24 protein-coding genes are annotated in these 25,791 nt (G+C 66.6%); 9 read left to right on the top strand and 15 right to left on the bottom strand.

Annotation, left to right across the window (positions count from 1 at the left end):
- Nucleotides 1–11 precede the first annotated feature (11 nt).
- The 3 genes from ABL840_RS01870 to ABL840_RS01860 are packed head-to-tail and all read right to left on the bottom strand — an operon-like array spanning nt 12 to nt 2,533.
- Nucleotides 12–827, bottom strand: a complete 816-nt coding sequence (locus ABL840_RS01870) for a hypothetical protein (protein ID WP_176947453.1) — start codon at nt 825–827, stop codon at nt 12–14.
- Nucleotides 828–863: 36 nt separating this feature from the next.
- The gene (locus ABL840_RS01865; RefSeq protein WP_093301263.1) at nt 864–1,565 is read right to left on the bottom strand and encodes an alpha/beta hydrolase; all 702 of its coding nucleotides are present in this window, start codon (nt 1,563–1,565) and stop codon (nt 864–866) included.
- Nucleotides 1,566–1,597: 32 nt separating this feature from the next.
- Nucleotides 1,598–2,533 carry a DMT family transporter gene (locus tag ABL840_RS01860; RefSeq protein WP_093301261.1) on the bottom strand — a complete coding sequence of 312 codons (936 nt, stop codon included), beginning with the start codon at nt 2,531–2,533 and terminating at the stop codon, nt 1,598–1,600.
- Nucleotides 2,534–2,651: 118 nt separating this feature from the next.
- On the opposite strand from ABL840_RS01860, the gene ABL840_RS01855 reads away from it, so the two are divergent.
- The gene (locus tag ABL840_RS01855) at nt 2,652–3,617 is read left to right on the top strand and encodes a LysR family transcriptional regulator (RefSeq protein ID WP_093206809.1); all 966 of its coding nucleotides are present in this window, start codon (nt 2,652–2,654) and stop codon (nt 3,615–3,617) included.
- Here ABL840_RS01855 and ABL840_RS01850 read toward each other — a convergent pair.
- Complete coding sequence (locus ABL840_RS01850) at nt 3,571–4,332, bottom strand: hypothetical protein (RefSeq protein WP_093301260.1); 762 nt, start codon at nt 4,330–4,332, stop codon at nt 3,571–3,573. The two genes, ABL840_RS01855 and ABL840_RS01850, sit on opposite strands and share 47 nt — an antisense overlap.
- Before the next feature lie 4 nt (nt 4,333–4,336).
- Nucleotides 4,337–5,437 carry an alanine racemase gene (gene alr / locus ABL840_RS01845; protein ID WP_093206807.1) on the bottom strand — a complete coding sequence of 367 codons (1,101 nt, stop codon included), beginning with the start codon at nt 5,435–5,437 and terminating at the stop codon, nt 4,337–4,339.
- Between the two features lie 182 nt (nt 5,438–5,619).
- On the opposite strand from alr, the gene lplT reads away from it, so the two are divergent.
- The 3 genes from lplT to ABL840_RS01830 all read left to right on the top strand — a co-directional run bounded on the left by lplT (nt 5,620) and on the right by ABL840_RS01830 (nt 8,429).
- Entirely contained in the window at nt 5,620–6,924 is a 1,305-nt protein-coding gene (lplT, locus tag ABL840_RS01840) for a lysophospholipid transporter LplT (protein WP_093206806.1), read from the top strand.
- 111 nt (nt 6,925–7,035) lie between these two features.
- Nucleotides 7,036–7,929: a DMT family transporter gene (locus ABL840_RS01835; protein WP_093301258.1), complete on the top strand. Its 894-nt coding sequence runs from the start codon at nt 7,036–7,038 to the stop codon at nt 7,927–7,929.
- Nucleotides 7,930–7,940: 11 nt separating this feature from the next.
- Nucleotides 7,941–8,429, top strand: a complete 489-nt coding sequence (locus ABL840_RS01830; RefSeq protein ID WP_093206804.1) for a glutathione peroxidase — start codon at nt 7,941–7,943, stop codon at nt 8,427–8,429.
- 19 nt (nt 8,430–8,448) lie between these two features.
- On the opposite strand, the gene ABL840_RS01825 is transcribed toward ABL840_RS01830, so the two are convergent.
- The 9 genes from ABL840_RS01825 to ABL840_RS01785 form a co-directional block, all read right to left on the bottom strand.
- Entirely contained in the window at nt 8,449–8,889 is a 441-nt protein-coding gene (locus ABL840_RS01825; RefSeq protein ID WP_093301256.1) for a hypothetical protein, read from the bottom strand.
- 101 nt (nt 8,890–8,990) lie between these two features.
- Complete coding sequence (glcF, locus tag ABL840_RS01820; protein WP_093301255.1) at nt 8,991–10,232, bottom strand: glycolate oxidase subunit GlcF; 1,242 nt, start codon at nt 10,230–10,232, stop codon at nt 8,991–8,993.
- Nucleotides 10,233–10,248: 16 nt separating this feature from the next.
- Nucleotides 10,249–11,373, bottom strand: coding sequence for a glycolate oxidase subunit GlcE (glcE, locus tag ABL840_RS01815; RefSeq protein WP_093301253.1), 1,125 nt, complete (start codon nt 11,371–11,373; stop codon nt 10,249–10,251).
- Nucleotides 11,374–11,378: 5 nt separating this feature from the next.
- Nucleotides 11,379–12,881: an FAD-linked oxidase C-terminal domain-containing protein gene (locus ABL840_RS01810; RefSeq protein ID WP_093301252.1), complete on the bottom strand. Its 1,503-nt coding sequence runs from the start codon at nt 12,879–12,881 to the stop codon at nt 11,379–11,381.
- 123 nt (nt 12,882–13,004) lie between these two features.
- Nucleotides 13,005–13,889: a LysR substrate-binding domain-containing protein gene (locus ABL840_RS01805; RefSeq protein WP_093301250.1), complete on the bottom strand. Its 885-nt coding sequence runs from the start codon at nt 13,887–13,889 to the stop codon at nt 13,005–13,007.
- Between the two features lie 20 nt (nt 13,890–13,909).
- A complete protein-coding gene (locus ABL840_RS01800) occupies nt 13,910–14,842 on the bottom strand; it encodes an SMP-30/gluconolactonase/LRE family protein (RefSeq protein ID WP_093206798.1) in 933 nt (310 codons plus the stop codon).
- Nucleotides 14,843–15,032: 190 nt separating this feature from the next.
- Entirely contained in the window at nt 15,033–16,469 is a 1,437-nt protein-coding gene (locus ABL840_RS01795; RefSeq protein WP_093206797.1) for an ammonium transporter, read from the bottom strand.
- Nucleotides 16,470–16,498: 29 nt separating this feature from the next.
- Nucleotides 16,499–16,837 carry a P-II family nitrogen regulator gene (glnK, locus tag ABL840_RS01790; RefSeq protein ID WP_093206796.1) on the bottom strand — a complete coding sequence of 113 codons (339 nt, stop codon included), beginning with the start codon at nt 16,835–16,837 and terminating at the stop codon, nt 16,499–16,501.
- A 67-nt stretch (nt 16,838–16,904) separates the two neighbouring features.
- On the bottom strand, nt 16,905–17,783 hold the full coding sequence (locus ABL840_RS01785) for a TorF family putative porin (protein WP_093301248.1): 879 nt from the start codon (nt 17,781–17,783) through the stop codon (nt 16,905–16,907).
- 214 nt (nt 17,784–17,997) lie between these two features.
- On the opposite strand from ABL840_RS01785, the gene ABL840_RS01780 reads away from it, so the two are divergent.
- Nucleotides 17,998–19,266, top strand: coding sequence for a YifB family Mg chelatase-like AAA ATPase (locus ABL840_RS01780; RefSeq protein WP_418116174.1), 1,269 nt, complete (start codon nt 17,998–18,000; stop codon nt 19,264–19,266).
- Between the two features lie 70 nt (nt 19,267–19,336).
- Here ABL840_RS01780 and ABL840_RS01775 read toward each other — a convergent pair whose 3' ends face one another.
- Nucleotides 19,337–20,269, bottom strand: a complete 933-nt coding sequence (locus tag ABL840_RS01775) for a WYL domain-containing protein (RefSeq protein ID WP_093301247.1) — start codon at nt 20,267–20,269, stop codon at nt 19,337–19,339.
- Nucleotides 20,270–20,405: 136 nt separating this feature from the next.
- On the opposite strand from ABL840_RS01775, the gene ABL840_RS01770 reads away from it, so the two are divergent.
- The 4 genes from ABL840_RS01770 to ABL840_RS01755 are packed head-to-tail and all read left to right on the top strand — an operon-like array spanning nt 20,406 to nt 25,585.
- Nucleotides 20,406–22,007 (top strand): SAVED domain-containing protein, encoded by a 1,602-nt coding sequence (locus ABL840_RS01770; protein WP_093301245.1) that lies wholly within the window; start codon nt 20,406–20,408, stop codon nt 22,005–22,007.
- Between the two features lie 9 nt (nt 22,008–22,016).
- Complete coding sequence (locus ABL840_RS01765) at nt 22,017–23,228, top strand: nucleotidyltransferase (RefSeq protein ID WP_093301243.1); 1,212 nt, start codon at nt 22,017–22,019, stop codon at nt 23,226–23,228.
- A gap of 3 nt (nt 23,229–23,231) precedes the next feature.
- Nucleotides 23,232–25,040, top strand: coding sequence for a ThiF family adenylyltransferase (locus ABL840_RS01760; RefSeq protein WP_093301242.1), 1,809 nt, complete (start codon nt 23,232–23,234; stop codon nt 25,038–25,040).
- Complete coding sequence (locus ABL840_RS01755) at nt 25,037–25,585, top strand: Mov34/MPN/PAD-1 family protein (protein WP_418116173.1); 549 nt, start codon at nt 25,037–25,039, stop codon at nt 25,583–25,585. The genes ABL840_RS01760 and ABL840_RS01755 overlap by 4 nt, the downstream gene beginning before the upstream one ends.
- The last annotated feature ends 206 nt before the right edge of the window (nt 25,586–25,791 follow it).

Here is a 25,791-nt window from a genome sequence, read left to right as displayed (position 1 = left end):
CGGGGACTGGCCTACCAGAACTTTTCGGGCGTGGCCGCGAGCGTCTCCGTGCAGCGCGCGACAGCCTTGGCGCGCTCCTCGCGCAGCCGCTGCCAGTTGTCGGCCTGCCATTCGTTCCAGGCGACCGGCTCCGACTGATAAAAGCATGTGGCAGGCGGACGCATGAAGCCCGCGCGGCCAAGCTCGGCGCCGAACTTCAGGCGGAACAGCTCGTCCGAGCCCGTGAGGCTCTCGTAGACCAGATGCCAGGACCCCGGAAGCAGCGGCGTGTCGGCCACCGCCTGCACCTTGCGCGCTTCCTCGATCTCCTCGGGTGTGGAGCCGTCCGTCAGGGCCGTCGCGTACGCGGCCTCGGCGCGCTTGCGGTAGATGCCGGTGGCGACCTTGCTGAGCGCGTCGACCAACTCGCTCATGGCGGGGTTGGCGCCCGCCGGATCGTCCTTGAGCGCCTCGAGCGTGGTGCCGCCGAGATCGTCCTTCGAGAACCCCTGCGCGCCGACGCTCACGCGGCCCGCGATCGCCGTCAGCGCGATGTTCAGGGCGACCTGCCCCGCGATGTTGTTCATCGTGTTTTCGCGGCGAACCACGCGAAGCTGTTCGATGCCGGGCTTGTACATGCCCCGGCTGAAGCGCACGCGGGTCTGCGGCGTCACCGGCTCGACCGCCGCGACAGGTGTGGCGGGCGCATCGGCCGCGGCTTCCGTGGATTGTTGTTGCACCGCCGGTGCCGGCGCATCGGGTTCGGCGTGCGCCGAGAGGCCGGCGAGCGCCAGCGCGATACCGCATGCGCGCCAGGCGGCGCGCCCTCCTTGCTTGTTCGAGATCATGTGAACGTAATTCCTCCCGGCGCGGATTCTCTCCGGCTAAGAGGCCAACGTTCTCAGCGCCGCGTCGAGCACCCGCTCATGGTCCCACGGATGGGACTGGAGCCAGTCGTGCAGCTTGTGCCCCGCGCCCTCGAGCCGCACGACCTCGACCGACTTCGCCCTGCAGGCCCGGCTCTCGTACTGGTCGAGGACCTGCGTGGGAATCACTGCGTCCGCCGTTCCGTACACCAGCAGCAGCCGGCCTTCGAAGCCTTCGAGCGCCGTGAAGGCCGGTGAGCTCGCATAGTCGGTGGTCGAGCGCAGGATAGCCTGGAAGCTCGGGCCGAAGGGCGCGTCCTGCGCCTGGGCCACGTAGGCGGCCGGGCAGAAGAGCACCAGCGCGGGCGGCTGCAGCCGTTCAATCAGGGAGCACGCGATGTGGCCGCCCATGCTCGTACCTATCAGCGACAGCGCACGCCCCGGCGCCACATGGCCGGCCACGGCCAGCGCCTGCGCCACTCGCTCACTCAGGCTGGAACCCTCGACCTGCCCGGTGCTTTCTCCATGGCCGGAGAAGTCGAAGGACGCGCTGGCCACGCCGCTATGCGCGAGCCCCGCAAGAAGGTACTGGATGCCGCGCCGCGAGGACTGGCCGCCGCCGTGCAGCGCCAGCACGCGAGGCGCATCGCCCGCCGGGTTGCCCGTGATCGTGCCGCGCAGCGTCTGGGCACCCGCGGAAACGGAAAAGTCGTCGTTCATCGCACGAGCATGACACGGCGGACGCGCTCCCCTCAGGCTGTGTCGCCCGCGACAGCGCGGCCCGAGCCCTCCCTCGCCGGCATCGTCACCCACCACGCCGCGCCCACGATCAGCAAGCCCCCTGCCCAGCCCCACGGCCCGATGCGCTCGCCGAAGCCGTACGCCGCGATCAGCGCGCCGAACACCGGCTCGCTGCCCATCAGCAGCGACACGCGGCTCGGGCTCGAACGCGAGGCCGCATGGTTCTGCGCGAAGAAAGCGAAGACGGTGCACAGCAGCACGAGGTACGCCATGCCCCACCAGAAAGAGGCCGTGGCGGGCGGCATGTGCCAGGCACCGCCGGCCGGCGAGGCGATGAGCGAGAGCACCGCCGCACCGAGCGCCATCACGCCCGACTGCACGGCCGTGAGCGTCAGCGCCGGCATCGCGTGATGCCCGGCGAGCCGCCGCGTCATGCAGACCATCACTGCGCGCAGGAAGGCCGCGATCACCATCAGGCCGTCGCCCCAGCCCACCGAAAGCTCGGCGGGCGACGTGGCCGAGAGCATGGCCGCGCCCAGCGCCGACAGGCCGGCGGCCCAGAACATGCGCCGCGCCGGCCGCTGGCCCAGCAGCCACCATTCGACGAAGGGCGTGAGCGCAACGCACAGGCTGATGAGAAAGGCGGCGTTGCTGGCCGTGGTGAGCGATACGCCGAAGGTCTCGCAGACGAAGATCGCCAGCAGGTTCGCGCCGAGCAGGCCGCCGACCGCGAGGCCCTGGCGCCACCGCGCGCCGAACAGCGGCTTCAGCGCGGGCAGCAGCACGACGAAGGTGAGGCCGAAGCGCAGCGCGATGAACTCCAGCACGGGCAGCTGCTGCGTCGCCTGCTTGGCCACCGCGTAGCTGCCGCCCCACACCGCCGCCACGAGCAGCAGCATCACTTCGGCAAGGCCGATGCCCGCCGGCTTCTTCGTCTTTGAATCCATACTCCGCTTCCGCCGTCCGTGAAAATTTCCGACAAGCCCGACACATCCATCGGGCGGGAAATTGTTCCGGGCTTCACCCGGGCCGCACAGCCGTCGGCCGGAACAGGACTATTGCGTCGTGGGAACGAATTCATTTCTCAAGGTGCTGCCGGAGATGGTGACCTTCGTGCGGGTCGCCGAGCTGGGCAGTTTCTCGGCCGCGGCCGACCTGCTGGGCATGACGCCGTCGGCGGCGAGCCGGCAGGTGAAGCGGCTCGAAAAGGAGATCGGCGTGCAGCTGCTGCAGCGCACCACGCGCCAGCTGCGGCTGACCGAGCCCGGCGCCGAGGCCTTCGCGCGCTGCCGCGAGCTGGTGCTGGCGGCGCAGGGCGCGATGGAGATCGGCGAGCAGTTCGCGGCCGGGCCCAGCGGGCTGGTGCGCATCAGCGCGCCCAAGGCCTTTGCGCGGCGCGTGCTGCACGCGCACGTCCTCGAGTTCCTGCGGCGCTATCCCGAAGTGGACGTGCAGCTGATCGTGGCCGACCGCGACGTCGACCCGATCCGCGAAGGCGTCGACCTGGTGGTGCGGCTGACGACGAAGCCGCCCGAGGGACTGGTGGCGCGGCAGCTGATGCCGGTGGAGCACATCCTCTGCGCGTCGCCGCGCTACCTGGAGCAGCACGCCGCCATCGCGCACCCGGGCGACCTCGCGGCGCACAGCTGCCTTTCACTGGGCGAGCACGAGCGCGACAACCATTGGCGGTTCAGGAAGAAAGAAGAGGGAGAAAAAGAGGAGACGGAAGTCATCGTGCGCGGCCGCTACGTCTCGAACCACAGCGAGGTGCGGCTCGAAGGCGCGCTCGCGGACCTGGGCGTGGCCGTGGTGCCGGCCTTCGTCGCGCAGGAGGCGCTGGACGCGGGCAGCCTCGTGCGCGTGCTGCCCGGCTGGGAGTACCGCGGCAACTACCAGGGGCACGCGTACATCCTGTACCCGCCCAACCGCTTCATGGCGCCCAAGTGCAGGGCGCTGGTCGATCACCTGCTCGGCGCGCTCGGCGTCAGTGCTTCTTCATCAGGACGCGCACGGCCTCGGGCAGGGAATTGACCTGCGGCATGAAGTGGTCGAGCAGCGCGCCCAGCGCCACCGCGCAGATCACCGCGCCCAGCAGCGGCTTCCAGGTGAGCCGCACGGCGGCCATGAGCCAGCCCTCGCGCGCCACGCGCACCGCCGCGCGCGCCGACACGTAGGAGAACGCGATCTCGATGGCCACGGCCAGCAGCGCGTCCCAGCTGAAGTACAGCAGCACGAGCGAGCCCGCGCCGAACAGGACGGCCGCGCAGATGAGGAAGATGGCGATCACCGGAACGACGACGACCGCGCCCTCGTCCGCGCCGCCGGCCACGTCGAGCGCGCCGCTGGCGATGTCCGAGAGGCCGCTGCCGCCACCATCGCCCGAGGCCTCGCCGATGCTCGTGTGGCCGTGCGAGCCGCCGCTGCTGCCGCTGCGTCCGCCGCCGAACTCGAAGTCGGGCGCGTCGACGTTCAGGTCGAGCCCGCGCTCCTCGACCAGCCGCTTCGCCCACCAGCGCAGCACCAGCAGGTAGCCGAGGTAGCCCGCGCCCAGCGTGAGGAAGTAGCGCACCGCCAGCGAATCCACGTGCAGCAGGTGCATCTGCAGTGCGGAGACGCCCCACATCAGCAGCAGCGTGAAGCTGCCGATCAGGATGCCGTGCGTGCGCAGGCTGTACTTGCGGTGGAGCTCGCGCTCCACCTGTGTTTCCCACAGGCGCACGGAGCGCCAGTTGGAAAGGACCTTCACGGCTTCAGGCGGGTTCCGGCTCGGCGAAGGGCACGCGCGGGGCCACCGCGCACATGAGTTCGTAGCCGATGGTGCCCCCTGCCCGCGCGACCTCGTCGATGGGCAGCACGGCACCGGTCTTCTCCGACTTGCCCCACAGCGTGACCTCGCTGCCGAACTTCGCGTCGGGCACGCCGGTGAGGTCGACGGTGATCATGTCCATGCTCACGCGCCCGACCATGCGGGTGCGCACGCCGTTCACCAGCACCGGCGTGCCGGTGCCGCAGTGGCGCGGATAGCCGTCGGCATAGCCGACCGCCGCCACGCCGATGGTGAGCGGGCCCTCGGCCGTGAAGTTGGAGCCGTAGCCGACGGTGTCGCCGGCGGCCAGCGTCTGCACCGAGAGCAGCTTCGTCGACAGCGTCATGGTGGGCTGCAGCTGCCAGTGCGCCGAATCGTGCTCGGGAAAGTCGGGCGCGACGCCGTACAGCATGACGCCGGGGCGCACCCAGTCGCCGCGCGTGCGGTCGGGGTGGCGCAGCGTGGCGGCGCTGTTGGCGATGGAGCGCTCGCCCGGCAGGTCGCGGGTGGCGCGCTCGAAGGCCTCGAGCTGGTGGGCGATGCCGCGGTCGCCGTCGGCGTCGCTGAAGTGGGTCATGAGGGAGATCTCGTCGACCTGCGTGAGCGCGTTGAGGCGGGTCCAGGCGGAGCCGAAGCGCTCGGGCGTGAAGCCCAGGCGGTTCATGCCGGAGTTCATCTTGAGGAACACGCGCTGCGGCTTCAGGGTCTTGTGGGCGGCGAGCATGTCGATCTGCTCGTCGCAGTGCACGGTGTGCCAGAGGTCGAGGCGCGAGCACAGCTCCAGGTCGCGTGCCTCGAAAACGCCTTCCAGCAGCAGCACCGGGCCGCGCCAGCCGAGGGCGCGCACGCGTTCGGCCTCGGCCAGATCGAGCAGCGCGAAGCCGTCGGCACCGCGCAAACCCTCATAGACCCGCTCTATTCCATGACCGTAGGCATTGGCCTTGACGACGGCCCAGACGCGGGCTTCGAGGGCCGAACGGCGCGCCCGCTCCAGGTTGTGGCGCAGGGCTTCGGTGTGGACGGTGGCGAGGATGGGGCGCGGCATGGGGGTCTTCGGGAAGGGCTCGGGGAGAATGCAGACCACGTTTTAGCATCTTCGGGAATGGGGTCGAACACGGTGGGGATGCAGGATTCGATGTCGCACCCCCGTGCTATAACCGCCCATTCGCCCTTGCGGCGACACTTTTTCACTACCGCCAGCAGACCCTCTGGCCAGCCAGCCCATCGATGAAGCGCGGTTTCTACACGATCATGTCGGCCCAGTTCTTTTCGTCACTGGCCGACCAAGCGCTTTTCGTTGTTGCGGTCGACCTGATGCGAAGTTCCGGCGCGCCCGAGTGGCAGCGCGCGGCTCTGGTGCCCATCTTCGCGGTCTTCTACGTGGTGCTCGCCCCGCTCGTTGGCGCCTTCGCCGACGCCCTGCCCAAGGGCAAGGTGATGTTCATCAGCAATGCCATCAAGATAGTGGGCTGCGTGATGATGCTGTTCGGCTCGCACCCGCTGCTGTCCTATTCGATCGTGGGGCTGGGCGCGGCGGCCTACTCGCCGGCCAAGTACGGCATCCTGACCGAGCTGCTGCCGGCGTCGCAGCTGGTCAAGGCCAACGGCTGGATCGAGGGCCTGACCATCGCTTCGATCCTGCTGGGCATCGTGCTCGGCGGCACGCTGGTGGGGCATGCCGTCTCCAGCAAGCTGCTGGCCTTCGACCTCCCGCTCATCGACACCGGCATCGACACCCCTGCCGATGCCGCGCTCGCGGTGCTGATCTTCGTCTACATGCTGGCGGCCTGGTTCAACACGCGCATTCCGCACACCGGCGTCGAGATGCGTCCGCTGCGCTCCAACCCCGAGCAGGGCCTGGCGCGCAACATCGCCGCGCTGCTGCCCGACTTCTGGCACTGCAACGCCCGCCTGTGGCGCGACCGCCTCGGCCAGATCTCGCTGGCCACCACCACCCTCTTCTGGGGCGCGGGCGGCAACCTCAAGTACATCGTGCTGGCCTGGGCCTCGCTGGCGCTGGGCTACAACACCACGCAGGCTTCGGCGCTGACGGGCGTGGTGACCATCGGCACCGCCGTGGGCGCGATCGTCGCCTCGATGCGCATGCGGCTGGACATGGCCACGCGCGTGATCCCCATGGGCATCGCGATGGGCCTGATGGTGATCTGCATGAACCTCATCGGAAACGTGTGGCTGGCCGTTCCGTTCCTGATCCTGCTGGGCGGCCTGGGCGGCTTCCTGGTGGTGCCGATGAACGCGCTGCTGCAGCACCGCGGCCACAACCTGATGGGCGCGGGCCGTTCCATCGCGGTGCAGAACTTCAACGAGCAGGCCTGCATCCTCCTGCTCGGCGGCTTCTACAGCGTGTGCACCGGCCTGGGCCTCTCGGCCTACGGCGCGATCACCGCCTTCGGCCTCGTGGTGGCCGGCTGCATGTGGATCATCAAGCGCTGGCACGAGAACAACCTCAAGAAGTATCCCGAGGAAGTCGAGCACCTGCTGGCCATCGCCCGCAGCGATAAACATCATTGACCTCCCCCAGGCTGCGCGCACTTCGTGTCGCTGCGCCAACCCCCTCGCCGGGGGCGGCACCGGAGGCCCGGCAAAGCCGGTTCCTCGGTGCCCCACGAAAATTCCACCACCATGCCAGCACTCGCCCTGCTACTGAACGCCTTCGTCTGGGGCGTGTCCTGGTTTCCCTTCCGCCAGATCGCGGGCCACGGGCTGCATCCGCTGTGGACCACCTGCCTGATCTACCTGGCCATCGCCGTCCCGATGGGCGTGCTGCGCCGGCATGCGTGGAAAGGCTTCGCGGCCTTCCCGATGCTGGCGGTGCTGGGCCTGGCGGCCGGCTTCACCAACGTGGGCTTCAACTGGGCCGTGACGCAGGGCGACGTGGTGCGCGTGGTGCTGCTGTTCTACCTGATGCCCCTGTGGAGCGTGCTGCTGGCCTGGCTGCTGCTCGGCGAGCGGCCCACCGGCGGCGCGCTGGCGCGCGTGGCGCTCGCGCTGACCGGCGTGGCGGTGGTGCTGAAGGCGCCCGGCACCGACTGGCCGGTGCCCTCGAGCCTGCCCGACTGGCTGGGCATGGCCGCGGGCTTCGGCTTCGCCGTCACCAACATCGCGCTGCGCCACCTGCGGCAGGCGCCGGGCGAATCGCGCGCGCTGGCGATGTTCTGCGGCTGCGCCTTCGTGGCCGGCGTCGCGGCGCTCGGCGGCACCGCGCTGGGCGCGTTCGATTCGCCGCTGCGCGCCTCGCCTGGCTGGCTGGGCTGGGCCGCGCTGCTGGGCACGGCCTTCGTCTTCGCCAACGTGTGCCTGCAGTACGGCGCGGCGCGGCTCACGGCTTCCGCGACCTCGGTGATCATGCTGTCGGAGGTGCTGTTCGCGAGCGTGTCGTCGGTGGCGCTGGGCGCGGCCGAGATGGACCCGCGCATCCTCATGGGCGGCGCGCTGATCGTGCTCGGCGCCATCTGGGCGGCGTTTGCGCGAACGCCCGCGCGGCGCGATGATCGCGCCTCTTCTTCTCCCACCTGAGGAAAAACAGCATGGCCAGCGTCTACGACTTCGAAGCGAACCTGATCGACGGCAAGCCGGTGAAGCTCTCCACCTTCAAGGGCAAGGTGCTGCTGATCGTCAACACCGCCAGCAACTGCGGCTTCACGCCGCAGTTCGCCGGGCTGGAGGCGCTGCACGAGAAGTACGCGGACAAGGGGCTCGCGGTGCTGGGCTTTCCCTCGAACCAGTTCGGCGGGCAGGACCCGGGCACCAACGAGGAGATCGGCGCCTTCTGCACGAAGAACTACGGCGTGAGCTTTCCGATGATGGAGAAGATCGACGTGAACGGCAGCAACGCCGCGCCGCTCTACCAGTGGCTCACGAAGGAAAAGCCCGGCCTGCTCGGCAGCACGGCCATCAAGTGGAACTTCACGAAGTTCCTGGTCGGGCGCGACGGCACGGTGCTCAAGCGCTACGCGCCGCTGGACACGCCGGCCTCGCTCGAGCGCGACGTCGAAGCCGCGCTGGCCGCGGCCTGAACGGCCTGCGGCCGCCTCGTCAGAACCTGAAGTCGGCCGTCTTCGGCCCGCCGCCCACCGTCACGGTCTGGCTCTTCACCGCGCCGCCGGGCGCCGCGACGTCGATCACGTAGCGCCCGTTCGGCACGTCGACCAGGCACACCGGGCCGCTGGCGCGGAACGCCAGCGCCGCGGCGTTGTTGGCATCGCCGCCCTTGATGGTCACGTCGACGTTCGCCATGTAGGCGCCGTCGGCGCGCGCGAACAGCAGCGCGAGCGGATGTTCCTTCATGGCCGCGCGCATCGCCGTCGATTCGTCGGAGCCGATGCCGCCGCACACGTAGCGCGCCGAGCCGGCGCCCTGCCATGGCGGCATGGCGCCCTGGGCCTGCGCGGCCATCGCACCGCCCGCGCAGACGCAGGCCAGCAGCACGCGGCGCAGCGTGGCGGGGGTGAAGGATGCAGGCAGAAGATGAGACATGGCGCTTTCTCCTTGCAGATTCGGTGCGGCCATGATGCGCCGCGAACCGGCGCCGGGCGAGTCGGACCAACCCCCTCACCCTTGTCCGACGATGCCTGCGATCAGGCCTTGGGATTCGGCAGCAGCGCCGCGTCCAGCAGCTCGACCCAGTGCCGCACCGGCGTGTCGCCGCTGCCGCTTTGCAGGTGCGTGATGCAGCCGATGTTGGCCGAGGCGATGGTGGTGGGCTGCAGCTGCTTCAGGTGCCCCAGCTTGCGGTCGCGCAGCGGATAGGCCAGCTCGGGCTGCAGCACCGAGTAGGTGCCGGCCGAGCCGCAGCACAGGTGCGATTCGTTCATCGCCACGCGCATGTCGAATCCCAGCGCGCGCAGGTGCGTCTCGACGCCACCGCGCAGCTTCTGGCCGTGCTGCAACGTGCACGGCGGGTGGTAGGCCACCACGCCGGCGGGCGCCTTCACGCGGGCCTTCAGCGCAGGCACCAGATCGGGCAGCAGCTCGCTCAGGTCGCGCGTGAGCTCGCTGATGCGCGCGGCCTTCAGCGCATAGGCCGCGTCGTGCTGCAGGATGTGGCCGTACTCGCGCACGGTGACGCCGCAGCCCGATGCATTCATGACGATGGCCTCGACCTCGTTGCGCTCCACGTACGGCCACCACGCGTCGATGTTGGCGCGCATCTGCGCCTTGCCGCCGTCCTGGTCGTTCAGGTGGAACTTCACCGCGCCGCAGCAGCCGGCCTCGGGCGCGATCACCGCCTGGATGCCGGCCGCGTCGAGCACGCGCGCGGTGGCGCTGTTGATGTTGGGCATCATCGACGGCTGCACGCAGCCCGCGAGCATCAGCACCTTGCGCGCATGCGTGGCCGTGGGCCATGCGCCGGCCTCCTGCTTCGCGGGAACCTTGGCCTTCAGCGCCTCGGGCAGCAGCCCGCGCACCGACTGGCCGAGCTTCATCGCGGGGCCGAAGAGCGGCGACGGCAGGCCTTCCTTCAGCACCCAGCGCTGCGCCGATTCCATCGCGGGGCGCGGCACCTTCTCGTCGACGATCCTGCGGCCGATGTCGACCAGATGCCCGTACTGCACGCCGCTCGGGCAGGTGCTCTCGCAGTTGCGGCAGGTGAGGCAGCGGTCGAGGTGCAGCTGCGTGCTGCGCGTCGGCGCCTTGCCTTCCAGCACCTGCTTGATGAGGTAGATGCGCCCGCGCGGGCCGTCGAGCTCGTCGCCGAGCAGTTGGTAGGTCGGGCAGGTGGCGGTGCAGAAGCCGCAGTGCACGCACTTGCGCAGGATGGCTTCGGCCTCTCGGCCTTCGTCGGTGCCTTTGAATTCGGGGGCGAGCTCGGTTTGCATGTCTCTGTTCTTGTTCTCAGTTGGCGGGCAGCAGGCGGCCGCGATTGAAAAGGCCGTGCGGATCGAACTCGCGCATCAGCGCGCGCTGGATGCGTTCGACGGGCGCGCTCAACGCATCGAAGCGCGGCACTCCGGACTGCAGGGCCGAGCCCGGCAGACGAAACAGCGTGGCGTGGCCACCCGCCGCGCGGGCGATCTCGCGGATGCGCGCTGCCTCCGAGGGAGGCGCCTTGTACCAGCGCTGGCCGCCGTGCCATTCGATCAGCGGTGCGGCGCCATCGATGGAAAGCACCGGCGCGGTCTGCGGCACCGACACGCGCCAGAGCGCGTCAGGCCCATCGCCGGTGGCGAACCACGGCAGCTGCTGGTCGCGCAGCGATTGCCAGTCGGCGGCGGCGCGCGCGTTGTCCTTGCGCTCGCCGCCCAGGTGCTCGCATGCGGCTTCCACTGCCGCCACGGCACCGCTCAGCCGCAGGTAGAGCGCGCCCGCGCCGGCGTATTCGAACCAGCAGCTCGCGTTCAGCGGCAACGGCCTTCCGCCCCATTCGTTGAGCAGCCGCAGCGCGTCGGCCTGGCCGCACGCGAACTCGAGCGTCGCCTCGGCGGGCGGCACGGGCAGCACCTTGAGACTGACTTCGGCGATCACGCCCAGCGTGCCGAGCGAACCGGCAAGCACGCGCGAGACGTCGTAGCCCGCGACGTTCTTCATCACCTGCCCGCCGAAGCTCAGCACCTCGCCACGACCGTTGACCAGCGTGGCGCCGAGCACGTAGTCGCGCACCGAGCCGACGCTGGCGCGCGCCGGGCCGCTCAGCCCGGCGGCGACCATGCCGCCCACCGTGCCACCGCTGCCGAAGCACGGCGGCTCGAAGGGCAGGCATTGGCCCTTCTCGGCGAGCGCCGCTTCGAGTTCGGCCAGCGGCGTGCCCGCGCGCACGGTGACGACCAGCTCGCTCGGCTCGTAGCTCGTGATGCCGGCGAGCGGGCGCATGTCGAGCAGTTCGCCCTGCGGCAGCTCGCCATAGAAACCCTTGGTGCCGCCGCCGCGGATGCACAGCGGCGTGGCGTCCGCGGCTGCCGCGCGGATGCGCTCGACGACCTGGTGAAGTGCGTTGTCGTTGTTGTTGTTGTTGTTTTCCATTGCCATCAGAACCTCGGCAGATCCGGATGCGGCAGCCTGCCGCCGCGCACCACCTGCTTGCCGTACTCGGCGCAGCGCTGAAGCGTGGGAATCACCTTGCCGGGGTTGAGCATGCCCTCGGGGTCGAAGGCGCGCTTCACGCCGAACATCTGCTCGTTCTCGGCGGCGGTGAACTGCACGCACATGCTGTTGAGCTTCTCCACGCCCACGCCGTGCTCGCCCGAGACGGTGCCGCCCATGGCGACGCTGGTCTCGAGGATGTCGGCGCCGAAGAGCTCGCAGCGATGCAGCTCGTCGGGGTCGTTGGCGTCGAACAGCACCAGCGGATGCAGGTTGCCGTCGCCCGCGTGGAACACGTTGCAGCAGCGCAGGTCGTATTTCTTCTCCATCTCCTGGATGGCCAGCAGGATGTCGGCGAGCCGCTTGCGCGGGATGGTGGAGTCGAGGCACATGTAGTCGGGGCTGATGCGGCCCGAGGCGGGAAAGGCGTTCTTGCGCCCGCTCCAGAACTTCATGCGCTCCTCCTCGCTGCTGCTCACCGCGATGGCGGTGGCGCCGGAGGAGCGCAGCACGTCGGTCATGCGGCCGATCTCCTCTTCCACCTCCTCGGGCGTGCCGTCGGATTCGCACAGCAGGATGGCGGCGGCGTCGAGGTCGTAGCCCGCGCGCACGAAGTCTTCGACCGCGGCGGTCATGGGCTTGTCCATCATCTCCAGCCCCGCCGGGATGATGCCGGCCGCGATCACCGCGGCCACCGCGTCGCCGGCCTTCCGCACGTCGTCGAAGCTGGCCATGATGCAGCGCGCGAGCTGCGGCTTGGGCACCAGCTTGACAGTGACCTCGGTGGTCACGGCCAGCATGCCCTCGCTGCCGATGACCAGCGCGAGCAGGTCGAGCCCCGGCGCGTCGAGCGCCTCGCCGCCGAACTCGATGGGCTCGCCTTCCGCCGTGAAGCCGCGCACGCGCATCACGTTGTGCAGCGTGAGGCCGTACTTCAGGCAGTGCACGCCGCCCGAGTTCTCGGCCACGTTGCCGCCGATGGTGCAGGCGATCTGGCTCGACGGATCTGGCGCGTAGTAGAGGTTGAAGGGCGCCGCAGCCTCGCTGATGGCGAGGTTGCGTACGCCGCACTGCACCACGGCCGTGCGGCTCACCGGATCGATCTTCAGGATGCGGTTGAACTTGGCGAGCGACATCGTCACGCCCATGGTGTGCGGCATGGCGCCGCCCGAGAGCCCGGTGCCCGCGCCGCGCGCCACCACGGGCACGCCGAGCTGGTGGCAGGTCTTGAGCACGGCGGCCACCTGCGCCTCGGTCTCGGGCAGGGCCACCACCAGCGGGCGGGCGCGGTAGGCGGTGAGGCCGTCGCACTCGTAGGGGGTGGTGTCCTCGTCGTGCCAGATCAGCGCATGGGCCGGCAGGCGCGCCTGCAGCGCGTGCACTATCTGCGACTGGCGCTCCGTTTTCTGTAGCGAATCGTGTTGCGTGGGAGTCAGCGGCGCGTTCATGCGGCGGCCTCTTTTCTTTCTTGCTCGCGGGATGTCTCGTGTTTACCGCACTCTACGGACATTCCGCCCGCCCCGGGTTGATGGATTTTTGCCGGGTGCTTGAAAGAACTTCGCAGGCGCGGTTCAGCGCAGGCTCTGCCCCAGCCAGTCGGCGAAGGCCGCGCACTCCCAGCGCTCCAGCGTGCCGGGCTGCCAGCAGATGTAGTGCCGGTGCGGCGAAGGCACGGCCTGGTCGGACAGCGCCACCAGCCGCCCCGATTCGAACCACTCCGCGCCCAGCTTCTGCCGCACCAGCGCCACGCCGAAGCCGCTGGCGGCAGCGTCGTACATGAGCCCCAGGTCGTTGAACTGCGAGCCGATGGCGGGCTCGGGCTGGCCGATGCCGCAGCTCGCGAACCAGGTGCCCCAGGGCTCGAGCGGGCTGCGGATCAGCCGCGCGGCGGCGATCTCGGCCGCGCTGCGGAAGCCGGTGAAGGGGCCGAACTCGTTGAGGTAGCTCGGGCTGCAGGCGGGCACCACCTGTTCCTCGATCAGCAGCCGGTGCTCGCAGTCGGCATAGCCGCCGGGGCCGTAGCGCACCTCCAGGTCGGCCTGCTCGGCCGTCACGTCGAGCAGCGGGATCGACACCTGCAGCACGAGCTCGATGTCGGGGTAGATGTTGCGGAACAGCTCCAGCCTCGGCATGAGGAACTGCCGGCTGAAGGTGGGCGTGACCGCGATGCGCAGGCGCGTGGCGCGCTGCGCGGCGCTGCCGCCGAGCGGTGTCGCCTGCAGCGCGGCGAGCCCCGTGCGCACGTTCGCGAGATAGGCCGCGCCGTCGGCCGTGAGGCTGAAGTCGCCGCGGCCGAAGAGCTTGAAGCCGACGTGCGATTCGAGTTGCCGGATGCGGTGGCTCACGGCGCTGGGCGTGACGCACAGCTCGTCGGCCGCGCGCCCCGCGTGGCGCAGACGGGCCACTGCCTCGAAGGTCAGCAGGCACTGGATCGGCGGAATGTGCTGCAGGGCCATGCGCGCCCGAAGGTCCGATCTCAGTCCGCGAAGAAGTTGACGGGCAGGCCGGGCGTATCGACCCGCATCGAGATCACCGTGCCCGAGGCGGGCCGCTGCGCGATCTCGGCGGCGGGCCTGCCCTTGCGGCCGCTGGTGACGAACAGCGTCTTCAGGTCGTCGCCGCCGAAGCAGGGCATGGTCGGGCACTGCACGGGCACGGGGACCGAGGCCACGATCTCGCCCGAGGGTGCGAAGCGCAGCAGCTGCGCGCCCTCGAACATGGCAACCCAGTAGTGGCCCTGCGCATCGACGGTGGCGCCGTCGGGGCGGCCCTGGTAGCCCAGCGGCGCGTCGACGCTCCAGCCTTCGGGCTTGGCCTCGAACTGGTGGAACACGCGGGCGTGCGAGAGCGAGTTGGCCTCGGCGTCCCAGTCCCACGCGCACACCACGTGCGCCGCGGTATCGGCCCAGTAGAGGGTGCGGGCGTCGGGCGAGAAGGCGAGGCCGTTGGCCGTGGTGGACTCGTTGGCCATCTGCGAGAGCGTGGGCGAGACATCGGTGTCGGGGCGCGCGTCGAAGCAGTAGAGCGCGGCATTGGCGCGGTCTTTCGCCTCGTTGAGCGAGCCGCCCCAGAAGCGGCCCAGCGGGTCGCACTTGCCGTCGTTGAAGCGCATGGTGCGCACGTCGTGCTCCACGCGCGCCATGGCGACCAGCTCGCCGCCCCATTCGCGCGCGCGGTAGATGCCGTCGCGCAGCGCGATCACGAGGCCGCCGCTGCGCGCGGGCGCCATGCAGCCGGGTTCGGTGGGCAGGGGCCAGCGCTCGACCTTCGCTCCCGGCGATCCGATCTCGCCGCGTGTGCGCAGCACGGCACGACCTGGAATGTCGAGCCAGTAGAGCGATCGTTCTTCGGGATGCCAGAACGGCGATTCGCCGAGCTCGCAGAGGCTGTCTTCGATGGAGGTCCACATGGTGTCGCGATTGTGCTCCCGGCCATCGCGGCGATGGGCAAAAAAAAGCCCGCTGGCGCCGGAGCGCTCGCGGGCTGAACATCCAAAGGAGACCTCGCTTGAAAAACTCGTTACGGAGAATTCTTCTTGTAAGTGGTGGTGGTCATTCATTCGATGGCGGGCTGCCCGAAGGCAGGCCCGCCAAGGCAGATCAGCGGTTGTAAGCCGTTTCGCCGTGGGAGGAGATGTCGAGGCCTTCGCGCTCTTCTTCTTCCGACACACGCAGGCCGAGGGTCAGGTCGGCGATCTTGTAGGCGATGAAGGCAACCACGCCGGACCACACGATCGTGAGCAGCACGCTCTTGATCTGGATCCAGACCTGTGCGCCCATCGCGAAGGTGTCGGGGGTCGCGCCGCCGGTGCCGCCCAGGCCCTTGGCAGCGAACACGCCGGTCAGGATGGCACCCAGGATGCCGCCCACGCCGTGCACGCCGAACACGTCGAACGCGTCGTCGGCGCCGAGCATGCGCTTGAGGCCACCAACGCCCCACAGGCAGACCAGGCCGGCCAGCAGGCCCAGCACGATCGAACCCATCGGGCCGACGAAGCCGGCGGCGGGCGTGACGGCCACCAGGCCGGCGACTGCACCGGATGCGGCACCCAGCATAGAGGCCTTGCCCTTGTGCAGGCTCTCGCCCAGGATCCACGACAGGGCCGCGGCGGCGGTGGCGAGCACCGTGTTCACGAAGGCCAGGCCGGCGACGGCGTTGGCTGCACCAGCGGAGCCGGCGTTGAAGCCGAACCAGCCGACCCACAGCAGCGATGCGCCGACCATGGTGAGCGTGAGCGAGTGAGGCGTGAAGGCTTCCTTGCCGTAGCCGACGCGCTTGCCGACCATGTAGGCGCCGACCAGGCCGGCCACACCGGCGTTGATGTGCACCACGGTGCCGCCGGCGAAGTCCAGCGCGCCGTCCTTGCCCAGCAGGCCGCCGCCCCACACGATGTGGGCGATCGGCACGTAGCTGAACGTGAACCACAGCACCGAGAACAGCAGCACGGCCGAGAACTTGGCGCGTTCCGCGAAGGCGCCGACGATCAGCGCCACGGTGATGGCCGCGAAGGTGCCCTGGAAGGCGACGAACACGTATTCGGGAATCGTGGTCAGCGCGCCGAAGGTCTCCTGCGTGATGCCCTTCATGAAGATCTTGTCGAATCCTCCGAAGAAGTTGCCGTCACCCGAGAAGGCCAGGCTGTAGCCGTAGACGGCCCACAGGATGCTGATCAGCGAGAAGATCACGAAGACCTGCATCAGCACCGACAGCATGTTCTTCGAGCGGCCCAGGCCGCCATAGAACAGCGCGAGGCCGGGGATGGTCATCAGGATCACGAGAAGGGTCGAAGTCAGCATCCAGGCGGTGTCGCCGGAATCGATCTTCGGAGCGGGGGCCGCGGGTGCGGCGGCGGGAGCAGCCTCGGCGGCGGCCGGTGCCGCTGCCGCGGGCGCAGCAGCCGGAGCGGGCGCGGCGGCAGCCGGTGCCGACGCGGCCGGAGCCTCGGGCGTTGCCGCGGCGGGGGTTTGCGCGAAGCCGGTGGTACCGGCGGCCAGCACGCTCAAGCCGAGCGCAAGAGAGACAAGCAGTTTTTTCATAGTCGTTGTTCTTTCGGGCCAGGACTCGATCAGAGGGCTTCGCGGCCCGTTTCGCCGGTGCGGATGCGAACGACCTGTTCGAGGTTGTAGACGAAGATCTTGCCGTCGCCGATCTTGCCGGTGCGTGCGGCGCTCTCGACCGCTTCGATCACGCGATCGACGAGGTCGTCGGAGACGGCCGCCTCGATCTTGACCTTGGGCAGGAAGTCGACCACGTACTCCGCGCCGCGGTAGAGCTCGGTGTGGCCCTTCTGGCGGCCGAAGCCCTTCACCTCGGTGACGGTGATCCCCTGCACGCCGATGGCCGACAGTGCTTCGCGCACCTCGTCGAGCTTGAACGGTTTGATGATGGCTGTGACCAGCTTCATGAGTTTTCTCCTTCGGATGGAAATGAAGTGGCGCGGCAGCTTGGGCCGCGCCTCGTTGTAGTGCGGATTACAGAGTCTTCGTCAGCGTGACGATGAAGCGTGCCTTGTTCGGCGAGTAGTAGGTCGTGCCGAAGGTGCCGAAGCCGTAGTCGACGCCCGGGTTGCTCACCGCGAGGTACGAGTTCTTCTTGTTGGCGCCCTGGATCGAGCCGGTCAGCGACAGGCCGTTGCCGAAGTCGTAGCTCGCGCCGATGTTGTAGTCGACGTAGCTCTTGTAGCCCAGGCTGCGGATGTCGCTGGACATGTTCGTGTAGCCGACGGCCGCCTTCAGCGTGACCTTGGGCACGATCTCCTTGCTGTACGACAGGTTCAGGTAGCCGGTGTTGGTGCCCTTCAGGCCCGAGCCGGCCTTGTTGCCGGCGTAGCCGAAGTAGTCCTTCGACACCGTGTGCGAGTACTTGGCGGTGAACGAGCCGAGGGTCTCGTTGGCGTAGGTGCCCGCGACGTACAGCTCGGTGGTGTTGCCGGCGGAGTTGCCCGGGTAGATGTAGGTGAGCGCACCGACGTCCATGTCCAGCGGGCCGGCCTTGAACTTGTAGCCGCCGTACACGTCCATCTCGATGCTGTTGCCCTTGAGCCAGTTGACGCTGGAGTTCCAGTTGCCCACGTAGAAGCCGCTGTCGCCGAAGGCGTAGTCCAGTCCGCCCTGGATGGCGGGCTTGAAGCCCTTGGTCTTGGCGTAGTCGTTCTTGCCGATCATGTCCTGGTCCTGGCCACGGAACTTGTAGTTCGTGGTGATCGACACATTGCCGGTCAGGTTCGGAGCGGGAGCTGCCGCAGGCGCTGCTGCGGCGTCGGTCGTTGCAGTCTGCGCCAGGGCCGCGCCGGACGCGGTCAATGCGGTGGCCAGAACGATCAGCGCCTGGGCGGCGGTACGGTGCGTCATCAGGGAACTCCTCGCAAGTGTGTTGTTGGACCGGAGGGCTCAAAGCAGGGAGCGTGCCAAAGTGCACGAATCCCTGCCCTTGCGACCGCGCCCACGCTGCGGGTGAGCGCCAAATCGTTACAACCCCTGTTGCGAGTGGTTGCAGATGGACGGTGCGCCGCACCACCGCGGGAATGCCCACAACGGGTGCACCATCTTGGGGAGAGGGAGAGAAATGGGACTGTCTTTGGTGCAGAGCCGCGCCTTGCTGGGTCTTGAAGCGGCCAGTGTCACGGTAGAGGTGCATCTTGCGAACGGTTTGCCCAGCTTCACGCTGGTCGGGCTGGTCGAAACCGAGGTCAAGGAGGCGCGCGAGCGGGTCCGCTCGGCGCTGCAGAACGCGGGGCTGGAGTTCCCCAACAACAAGCGCATCACCGTGAACCTGGCGCCGGCCGACCTGCCCAAGGACTCCGGGCGCTTCGACCTGCCCATCGCGCTGGGCATCCTCGCGGCCAGCGGACAGATAGACAACGCCCGGCTCGCCGGCCACGAGTTCGCCGGGGAGCTGTCTCTATCCGGCGAGCTCAGGCCCGTTCGCGGTGCGCTGGCCATGGCGCTGGCGCTGCACACGCGCGGCGTCGCGACGCGGCTGGTGCTGCCCCTTGAAAGTGCACAGGAGGCCGCGCTGGTACCGGGCGGCGAGGTGTATGGGGCCAGGCACCTGCTGGACGTGGTGCGCCAGTTCGTGGCGGGCGACGATGCCGCTTCCCAGTTGCCCGACGGCCCGGACGACGGTTGGGCGCGCATCCAGGCCGAGCCCGACACGGCCGTGCCCCGATACGCCGACCTGTCGGAAGTGAAGGGGCACACGGGCGTCAAGCGCGTGCTCGAGATCGCGGCGGCGGGCGGCCACAGCCTGCTGATGGTGGGCGAACCCGGCTCGGGCAAGTCGATGCTCGCCCAGCGCTTCGCGGGGCTGCTGCCCGCGATGCGCATCGACGAAGCACTGGAAAGCGCCGCGGTTGCAAGCCTCGGCGGGCGCTTCGCGACTGAAAGATGGATGAGCAGGCCGACCTGCTCTCCGCACCACACGGCGAGCGCGGTGGCGCTGGTCGGCGGGGGCTCCCCGCCCCGCCCCGGAGAAATCTCGCGCGCGCACCACGGCGTTCTCTTCCTCGACGAATTCCCCGAGTTCGCCCGCTCCGCGCTCGAAGCACTGCGCGAGCCGCTGGAGACGGGCACGATCACCATCGCCCGCGCCGCACGGCGCGCCGAGTTCCCGGCGCGCTTCCAGCTCGTCGCAGCCATGAACCCCTGCCCCTGCGGCTACCTGGGCTCGTCATCGAGGCCCTGCCGCTGCACGCCGGAGCAGGTCTTGCGCTACCAGGGTGTAGGACGCCACAGTTACCGCGGCAGAGCCAGAGTTATTGACTCGGTCGTCTCACAGTTAGCGCAGTTTTCCCATCTCCTTGCAGACCTACTAGCGCTCAGCCCACCGTCGTAAAGACGCCAGACGGCTAGCTCAAGAACCCGCGACCTACCCCTCGGAGAAAAGGGTGAGCACCTCGATGCAGCTATCCCCCGCTAGCTGCCCTCGGGTCCACATAGCCAGGGGCCAAGTGCGCGTTGCTCGCACCGTAGAGCGCCAGTGGGTCCTTGAGCCACAACGCGAACTCACGCCCGATCTGGCTGTGATCGGGTGAGCAATCCACAGACCATAGCCGCATCAGATATCCGGCGTGAACAGCGCGGACCTTGATGCGCAGGACACCATCTGACATGTCGTAGTCCATGCAGACGACCTCAGCTCGGGGGTGTGCAGGATGTGGCACAAGTTCGAGTTCGATGACGCGACTCCACTGGGTGTCCGCTTCGGCAGTTTCCTCTCGGGAGATGACACTGTCCTCCAAGTCGATCGCTTTGGAGATCCGAGTCAGCACGAAGTCACGAAAGTCACGATTCTTCCGGTCAAAGGCACGGACGTGCCACCGGACGGAGTTGTAGACGAGAGCCAGTGGCACGATCTCCCGCTCCGAAGAGCCGCTGCTCACAGAGACATAGCTAATGCGAGCAGCCTTCTTTCTGTTCAGTGCACGAGTGATGGGAGCGAGCACTGAGAGCTTTGGAATGCTCAAAGGCATCGGCAACTCACACCTAACCATCGGCTGCGGGTTCACCCCCACACCTTCACCAAATCCCTGAGAGAGAGCAGTCAGCACACGCTGAGGCTGGTGCTCAAAGAGCGGCTCGAACGCCGGTGTTGGCCTGTAGATCTTGGTTGCTCCCTCCAGAAACAGATTGGCAGGGGCAAGTTCCTTGTACTGAGCAATGTCGCGAGTCGCTCCAGCAGGAGCAGTACCAAAGCGGTCGGTGACATCAGCCCTACGCAGTTCGCCTAAGAAGAAGAGCTTGAAGTCGATGTGAGAGAGCCGTTCCTGCTGGGCTCTGGGCAGCCGCTCAACCAACTGGCGCGCTGTGAGTCGCTGTTGTTCGTCCATGAATTCCATGATACCCGGCCTGCGTAGGCAGCATACCAATTATTACATCTTTACGTCATCAATATGATGATATTGAGTGATCTAATGCAAACTATCTTCTACTCGCCACGAAGATTCCTAGGACACTTGGAAAGGTTGATTGCTGATGCCTCCATCCGACAACTCGGTCGCTGAGCACACAAACTCACTGCCCGCCGACGACGACATATCCTTTGCTGCGCGTATGCGCGACTTGTACGCTCACGGCAAGCAGGCCTTGGTCGTTGTGAACCGCTTTACTGCCTGCCTGTACTGCCGCCCCGACGCGATCACACCCTGGATCGCTGTATGCCGGGGCGAATTTGGTGAGGAGGGGCTTCAGTGCGCGATTGACCACCGAACTGCTACCTGGTGGCTGGAATCTGACGGCAGCCCCTGGGATTTCAACCAGTCGCTCAAACAGCCAGAGCGCGCGAAGAAGGGCGTGATGCAGAAATGGCTGGGTATCGCAGACAAGGTCACCCATCGTGAAGGCGAGGTCACTCAGGCGATCAAGGATGAACTGACTTACCTGGCAGGCTGGCGATGCCAGTTTGCCGGCTGTGGTGTGGACCTGAGGCACCACCCGGCCACTGGCCGCCGCGGCCGCTTCTCCTATTTCGCTCACATCGTGGCAGCCTCGAAAGACGGACCGCGTGGAGACGAAGAGCTGTCGCCGAAGCTGGCATCGGATCCGGAGAATTTTCTGCTGCTGTGCGATGCATGCCATCGCCTCATCGACAAGCGGGATCCTGACTTCTATACGGCCGAAAAGCTGAACAAGATGCGTGCTGAAAGCATTGCGGCAGTACGCTCGTTGCTCGACACGCTGAAGTACCCCGAAGCGCTGCCTATTGCCATCCTCGGCAACATTACCGGGCAACAGGGACAACTTCGTCATGAGGACGCGATGGCCGCGATGTGGGCAGCCCGCTTGCGCGCATCGGCGGGAAACATCGAGCACTTTTTCAGGCTCGGAGGCAATCTGCATGCTATTCACGAGGCCGGTTACTGGTCCTCTCTGTTCTTGGGCATGCGCCAGGAAATCTCACGGCTGCAAGGCATTCTGAACGGCACCTCGGTCGGAGGCGGAATCCGCCCCCGCCTCGCGATCTTTCCCCTGCATGCCACCTCGGTGCTTCTGCTGACGGGGCGGCTATTGGGCGACAACGATGCCACGCACGTATTTCAGCCGCGCCGTGACAACGTGACCGGTTCGACACGTTGGCTGTGGCCGGTCTCCCAAGAGTTGGTCACGCCGCCACTCGAATTCACGATGGACGTGTTGAAGGAGCGCGAGTCCGAATCAAACGAGGCCACGCTCTTGCTCTATCTGACCGCCGATATTGCGGTGACTCGGTTGCCTGAGCCCATTGCAGACGCTGACGGCTGGAAGCTCCCGACGATCCGCGTCGGCATAAGCACGCCCAACCCCGATTGCATTAAGCGCCCCGAGGACCTGAAGAGACTGGGCATCGCTCTCGACCAAGCCATCCGCCAGATGCAGGACGGATGGCAAATCAAGTGCATCCACCTCATCGTTTGCGCGCCGACTTCAGCCAGCGTCACGCTCGGCCAGAAGATGCAAGCGCGACATCACGCGAACTACGTCTGCTACGAAGCCGTCGGGGGCGCTGGCTCGCCCTACAAGGCGACCATCGAAATTGGCTCCGACAGTGTGCGGGAACTTGTGTCCGGGATTGGTGCGAGTGCACCGCTTCAACTTTGAGGAAGAAAAATGTCTGAACAACCGAAGCTTTCCAAACGAGTGCTCGAGCAGCTCATTGCCCGTCGGGAGTCCCAACAGTGGGAGGTGCTGATTGCCCGACTGCTCAAGCGCCTGGAAATCGACGAGCAGGATCTTGCAGACGCAAAACGAGAGTACGCCAGGCTTGCGGATCGCATCGCGGCCAAGCTTCAGATCCCGCGACACGACGTGAACATATTTCCTCAAGGCTCGATGCGCACGCAGACGACGATCAGCCAGCGCTATCCGCTCAAGTTCGATCTGGACACCGTTGCCCACCTGTCCGGCCCGCTCTACGATTCACCGAATCCCGAGATCATGTTTGCGGCCTTCGGCAAAGCGCTCGAAGGTGACGAGCAGGTCACCGGCACACCGGATCCAAAGCGCCGCTGCTGGCGCTTGAGCTATCCCAACAAGCGCTATTACTTCGACGTCACGCCGGCGGTTCGCGATCAGACCGGCAAGGAAGGCTCCGCACTTTCCGTGCGCGATCCGGACACAGGTTGGTCCCCCTCCAACCCCATCGAGTTCGCGGACTGGTTCTGTGCCTGGGCATCCAAGAAGTTCCCGTTCCTCGAGCGCCGAAGCTTCAGCTTTGCAGAGGCGAAGGCAAATGTCGAGGAGATCCCCGACGAGGAAATCGCGCTTGACGACATCCTGCGGCGCGTTGTGCAGCTGATGAAACTGCATCGCGACACCATGTACTGGGGCGCCTCGGAAAAGAAGCAGGAATTCCAGCCCATCTCCGTCATCATCGTGACCCTCGCCACCAAGGCCTATGCGCACTTGTTGTCGACCCGCCCGAACGATTTCAATTCGCCGATCGAGGTAGCACTTGCGATCGTCGAGGAAATGGCCAATCACTTCGATAGCAAGGCTCCAGCCTGGCGCGTGGATAACCCCGCGCTCAAATCAGAAAACTTCGCCGATCGCTGGAACAAGGATGAAGGCGCTCGTGCCCGGGAATTTTTCCTTTGGCACGCCAAGCTGGAGACTGATCTGGAGGCCCTGTTGCATCAGGGGGCCCGAGCGCCCGCCGAAGAGCGGATCCGCGCGGTCTTCGGTTCAGCGGGCCTGGAAGCCTGGAAAGAGAGCCACCCGAAGGAGAACGTTCTCGACGGTCTCTTGGCCACAGGTGCATCTTTGGCAAAGAGCAACCCCAGTGGCCCCGTGCCGGTAGGCTCGAAAAACACATTGGGCTGAAGCTTGGCGAACCGGCAGCACTTCGAGACCGCGGTCACTGCGGTCTGCGCATGGCTCGAAAGCGATGCCAACCGGCAAAACATCAAACGCGCGCCCAATCGGCGTGATGACGGTGCTGTTGCCTGGGACATTGACTTGCGGGGCGACTTCCCCGGTGTTCCCGCCGTCCGGCTTGTGTTGCCTGCGACGTTCCCGGCGCAAGCTTGCTGGTTTGAAGTCGATCCCTCGCTCGACCTGAAGTTGCCACACGTTGAGCGTGGCGGAAGACTTTGCCTCCGGGTGCAGCCGTCCCAGGTTGACTACGATGACCCGATAGGCGCGGTGATGCGCGCTATTGAGTTGCTGCGAAAAGAGTTCCTGTTTCGACTGATTGATTCGGTCTGGAGTGAAGCCGAGTTCCACCATGAACGATTGACCTACTGGGGCCTGCATTGCAGTGACCCGCGACGTGCAACGAGAGTCGAGCGTCACGTAGGGCTTGTCTATCTGGATGCCAGCGGCCTGACGGGCTGGGCCGATGGCCTGGTCGCGGGGTACCTGCGGCCAGGCACTAAACATGGCCGTTTCCTGCGCCAGGTGGTGACCTGCAACGGCTCTGACCCCATGGGCGTGGCTCGTCGGCATGAATGGGCAGGGGGTACGGTCGTGAAAGGGAACGCGCTAGTCGTGCGTCTGCCGACTTCGCTGCATTGGACACCATCCACTTGGCCGAGAACGAGCCAGGCCTTGGACGAGATGATTCGACTCACCACCAATGGAGAGAGGTCGCTGGAGCATCTTCTGGCTGCTGCACGTCTCAGCTTTCAGAAGGACGCAAGGTCAGCCACATCGCACACTGATCACCGCGGCCGGCAGTCGCCAAAACCACATGCACAGCCCCAACTGTTCGTCCTTTTCGTTCAAGACGGTGCTGTGTTCGGGTACCAGATCCGCCCCACGTTCGGACTGAGCATCCGCAATCTCGCCATAGAGCCCTTCCAGGTCAGCCGTATTGACGCGGATTGGTCCTTGGCACGAGACAGCGCCCTTCCTCAACTTCATCAGCGGCGGGCCATGCGGGTTCTGCTTCTGGGAACGGGCTCGTTGGGCAGCCCCATTGCTCACCTGCTTGCCCGTGCGGGCCTTGGCTCCCTGACGATCGTTGACTCGGAGCTGATGGAGCCAGAAAACACATCCCGGCATATGCTGGGTTTACCTCACATCGATGCGGCAAAGGCCCCCCAGATCGCCCAAGAACTCAGCAGGCTCGTCCCGGGCCTCGAGGTCAAGGGCTTTCAATCGGAGGCTTGCTCGTGGCTGATAAAAAATGCGAGACCCAGCACATTCGATCTGGTCATCGACTGCACGGCCGAGAGTTCTGTGCGAACGTTCATCACGATGACGCGTGCAACCCTTTTGGGGGCAACGCCAGTCCTACACGCATGGCTCGAGCCTTTGTGCAGCGCTGGTCACGTCGTGCTGACCCAAGCCGAAGTTCCCTGGCCACTTGAAGACCCTGCCGATGCGCTGGTTCATGCCAGCGACATCTCCGCAGAGGACACCAGAGTGACCGTCCCCGCTTGCTCGGCAGGTTTTCATCCGTATGGCATGGCCGATGTCACGCAGGTCGCGGCGTTCTCTGTCGAGCGAATCCTGGCTGTGCTCGCTGCTCCCGAAACAGCCTCGACAGTTTGGTCATGGGTTCGTTCGCAGGCATTCTTCGACAGTCTCGAAATAAACGTAAAGACCCGATCCATCGTGCCGACGATAGGAGGTGTGATGGACACTGGAACTGTGACACGCCCCCTCGCACAAGTGCTGGGACTGCAGTGACCAAGGCACTACTTTTCAGCCTGCCAGAGGCCAGCTGGCAACTGGAACTCTCGTCCAATGTGGTCGCCGAACTGCGCAAACACGTTCAGCGTACGCGGCTCAGCCGTGAATCCGTGGGCCAACTCTTTTCGAAGGATCTCACATCGAACTGCGTGGTGGTGGAGTTAGCGACGCTGATCATGCCTGTGTGGTCGGCTTGGTCACGCGTACGGTTTGATGTCGCCGAGGCAATGAGCGAGCGCGAGAGGCTCTTCATACAGGGGTGGCACTGCGTCGGACTCTGGCACACCCATCCTGAACCCCTGCCCTCGCCTTCTTCGGAAGACCGAGACCTCGCAAGAGAGCACGCGGTTGCTGCCAAGAAGTATCTGGACGGCCTTGTGTTTGCGATCATTGGGAATGGAAAGCTCCCGGACAGCCTGCGAGTATGGGTGGACGATGGCCACTCGCTGATGCCGATGCTCCCTGCAAAAGAAAGCCCGATCGCGGCCGGGAACTTCGATCTCTCTCGCATGACGCAACGCGGAACGAACTCAAAGGCCTAGCGACAAGGGCCGATTCGCGCCCCCTTATTGAAGTCTGTCACTGGCGGCACAAGCGTGAATCTTGGCCTTCGCCTGACGAAGACACGTGCCTTGGATGCCCGACTTCGGCATGCTTGACATCAGATTGTGCGATGCAGCCGGATTCCCGAAAGATGCCTACCCCGTTTGTGGGATGCAAATTCAAATCGGTCTCTGCACATTGAGGT

Origin of the sequence: Variovorax sp. NFACC27 (assembly GCF_048301545.1) — a bacterium.
Classification (GTDB): Bacteria; Pseudomonadota; Gammaproteobacteria; order Burkholderiales; family Burkholderiaceae_C; genus Variovorax; species Variovorax gossypii.
Note: the sequence above shows the minus strand (reverse complement) of the source record. Positions and strands in the feature narration are given on the sequence as shown.

What these genes read in the sequence shown, in the direction of transcription:
- ABL840_RS01870 (WP_176947453.1), bottom strand. Translation starts at nt 827, where the DNA reads ATGATCTCGAACAAGCAAGGAGGGCGCGCCGCCTGGCGCGCATGCGGT.
- ABL840_RS01805 (WP_093301250.1), bottom strand. Translation starts at nt 13,889, where the DNA reads ATGGCCCTGCAGCACATTCCGCCGATCCAGTGCCTGCTGACCTTCGAG.
- glnK (WP_093206796.1), bottom strand. Translation starts at nt 16,837, where the DNA reads ATGAAGCTGGTCACAGCCATCATCAAACCGTTCAAGCTCGACGAGGTG.
- ABL840_RS01830 (WP_093206804.1), top strand. Translation starts at nt 7,941, where the DNA reads ATGGCCAGCGTCTACGACTTCGAAGCGAACCTGATCGACGGCAAGCCG.
- ABL840_RS01865 (WP_093301263.1), bottom strand. Translation starts at nt 1,565, where the DNA reads ATGAACGACGACTTTTCCGTTTCCGCGGGTGCCCAGACGCTGCGCGGC.
- lplT (WP_093206806.1), top strand. Translation starts at nt 5,620, where the DNA reads ATGAAGCGCGGTTTCTACACGATCATGTCGGCCCAGTTCTTTTCGTCA.
- alr (WP_093206807.1), bottom strand. Translation starts at nt 5,437, where the DNA reads ATGCCGCGCCCCATCCTCGCCACCGTCCACACCGAAGCCCTGCGCCAC.
- ABL840_RS01795 (WP_093206797.1), bottom strand. Translation starts at nt 16,469, where the DNA reads ATGAAAAAACTGCTTGTCTCTCTTGCGCTCGGCTTGAGCGTGCTGGCC.
- glcE (WP_093301253.1), bottom strand. Translation starts at nt 11,373, where the DNA reads ATGGAAAACAACAACAACAACAACGACAACGCACTTCACCAGGTCGTC.
- glcF (WP_093301255.1), bottom strand. Translation starts at nt 10,232, where the DNA reads ATGCAAACCGAGCTCGCCCCCGAATTCAAAGGCACCGACGAAGGCCGA.
- ABL840_RS01785 (WP_093301248.1), bottom strand. Translation starts at nt 17,783, where the DNA reads ATGACGCACCGTACCGCCGCCCAGGCGCTGATCGTTCTGGCCACCGCA.
- ABL840_RS01775 (WP_093301247.1), bottom strand. Translation starts at nt 20,269, where the DNA reads ATGGAATTCATGGACGAACAACAGCGACTCACAGCGCGCCAGTTGGTT.
- ABL840_RS01800 (WP_093206798.1), bottom strand. Translation starts at nt 14,842, where the DNA reads ATGTGGACCTCCATCGAAGACAGCCTCTGCGAGCTCGGCGAATCGCCG.
- ABL840_RS01835 (WP_093301258.1), top strand. Translation starts at nt 7,036, where the DNA reads ATGCCAGCACTCGCCCTGCTACTGAACGCCTTCGTCTGGGGCGTGTCC.
- ABL840_RS01810 (WP_093301252.1), bottom strand. Translation starts at nt 12,881, where the DNA reads ATGAACGCGCCGCTGACTCCCACGCAACACGATTCGCTACAGAAAACG.
- ABL840_RS01770 (WP_093301245.1), top strand. Translation starts at nt 20,406, where the DNA reads ATGCCTCCATCCGACAACTCGGTCGCTGAGCACACAAACTCACTGCCC.
- ABL840_RS01780 (WP_418116174.1), top strand. Translation starts at nt 17,998, where the DNA reads ATGGGACTGTCTTTGGTGCAGAGCCGCGCCTTGCTGGGTCTTGAAGCG.
- ABL840_RS01860 (WP_093301261.1), bottom strand. Translation starts at nt 2,533, where the DNA reads ATGGATTCAAAGACGAAGAAGCCGGCGGGCATCGGCCTTGCCGAAGTG.
- ABL840_RS01825 (WP_093301256.1), bottom strand. Translation starts at nt 8,889, where the DNA reads ATGTCTCATCTTCTGCCTGCATCCTTCACCCCCGCCACGCTGCGCCGC.
- ABL840_RS01765 (WP_093301243.1), top strand. Translation starts at nt 22,017, where the DNA reads ATGTCTGAACAACCGAAGCTTTCCAAACGAGTGCTCGAGCAGCTCATT.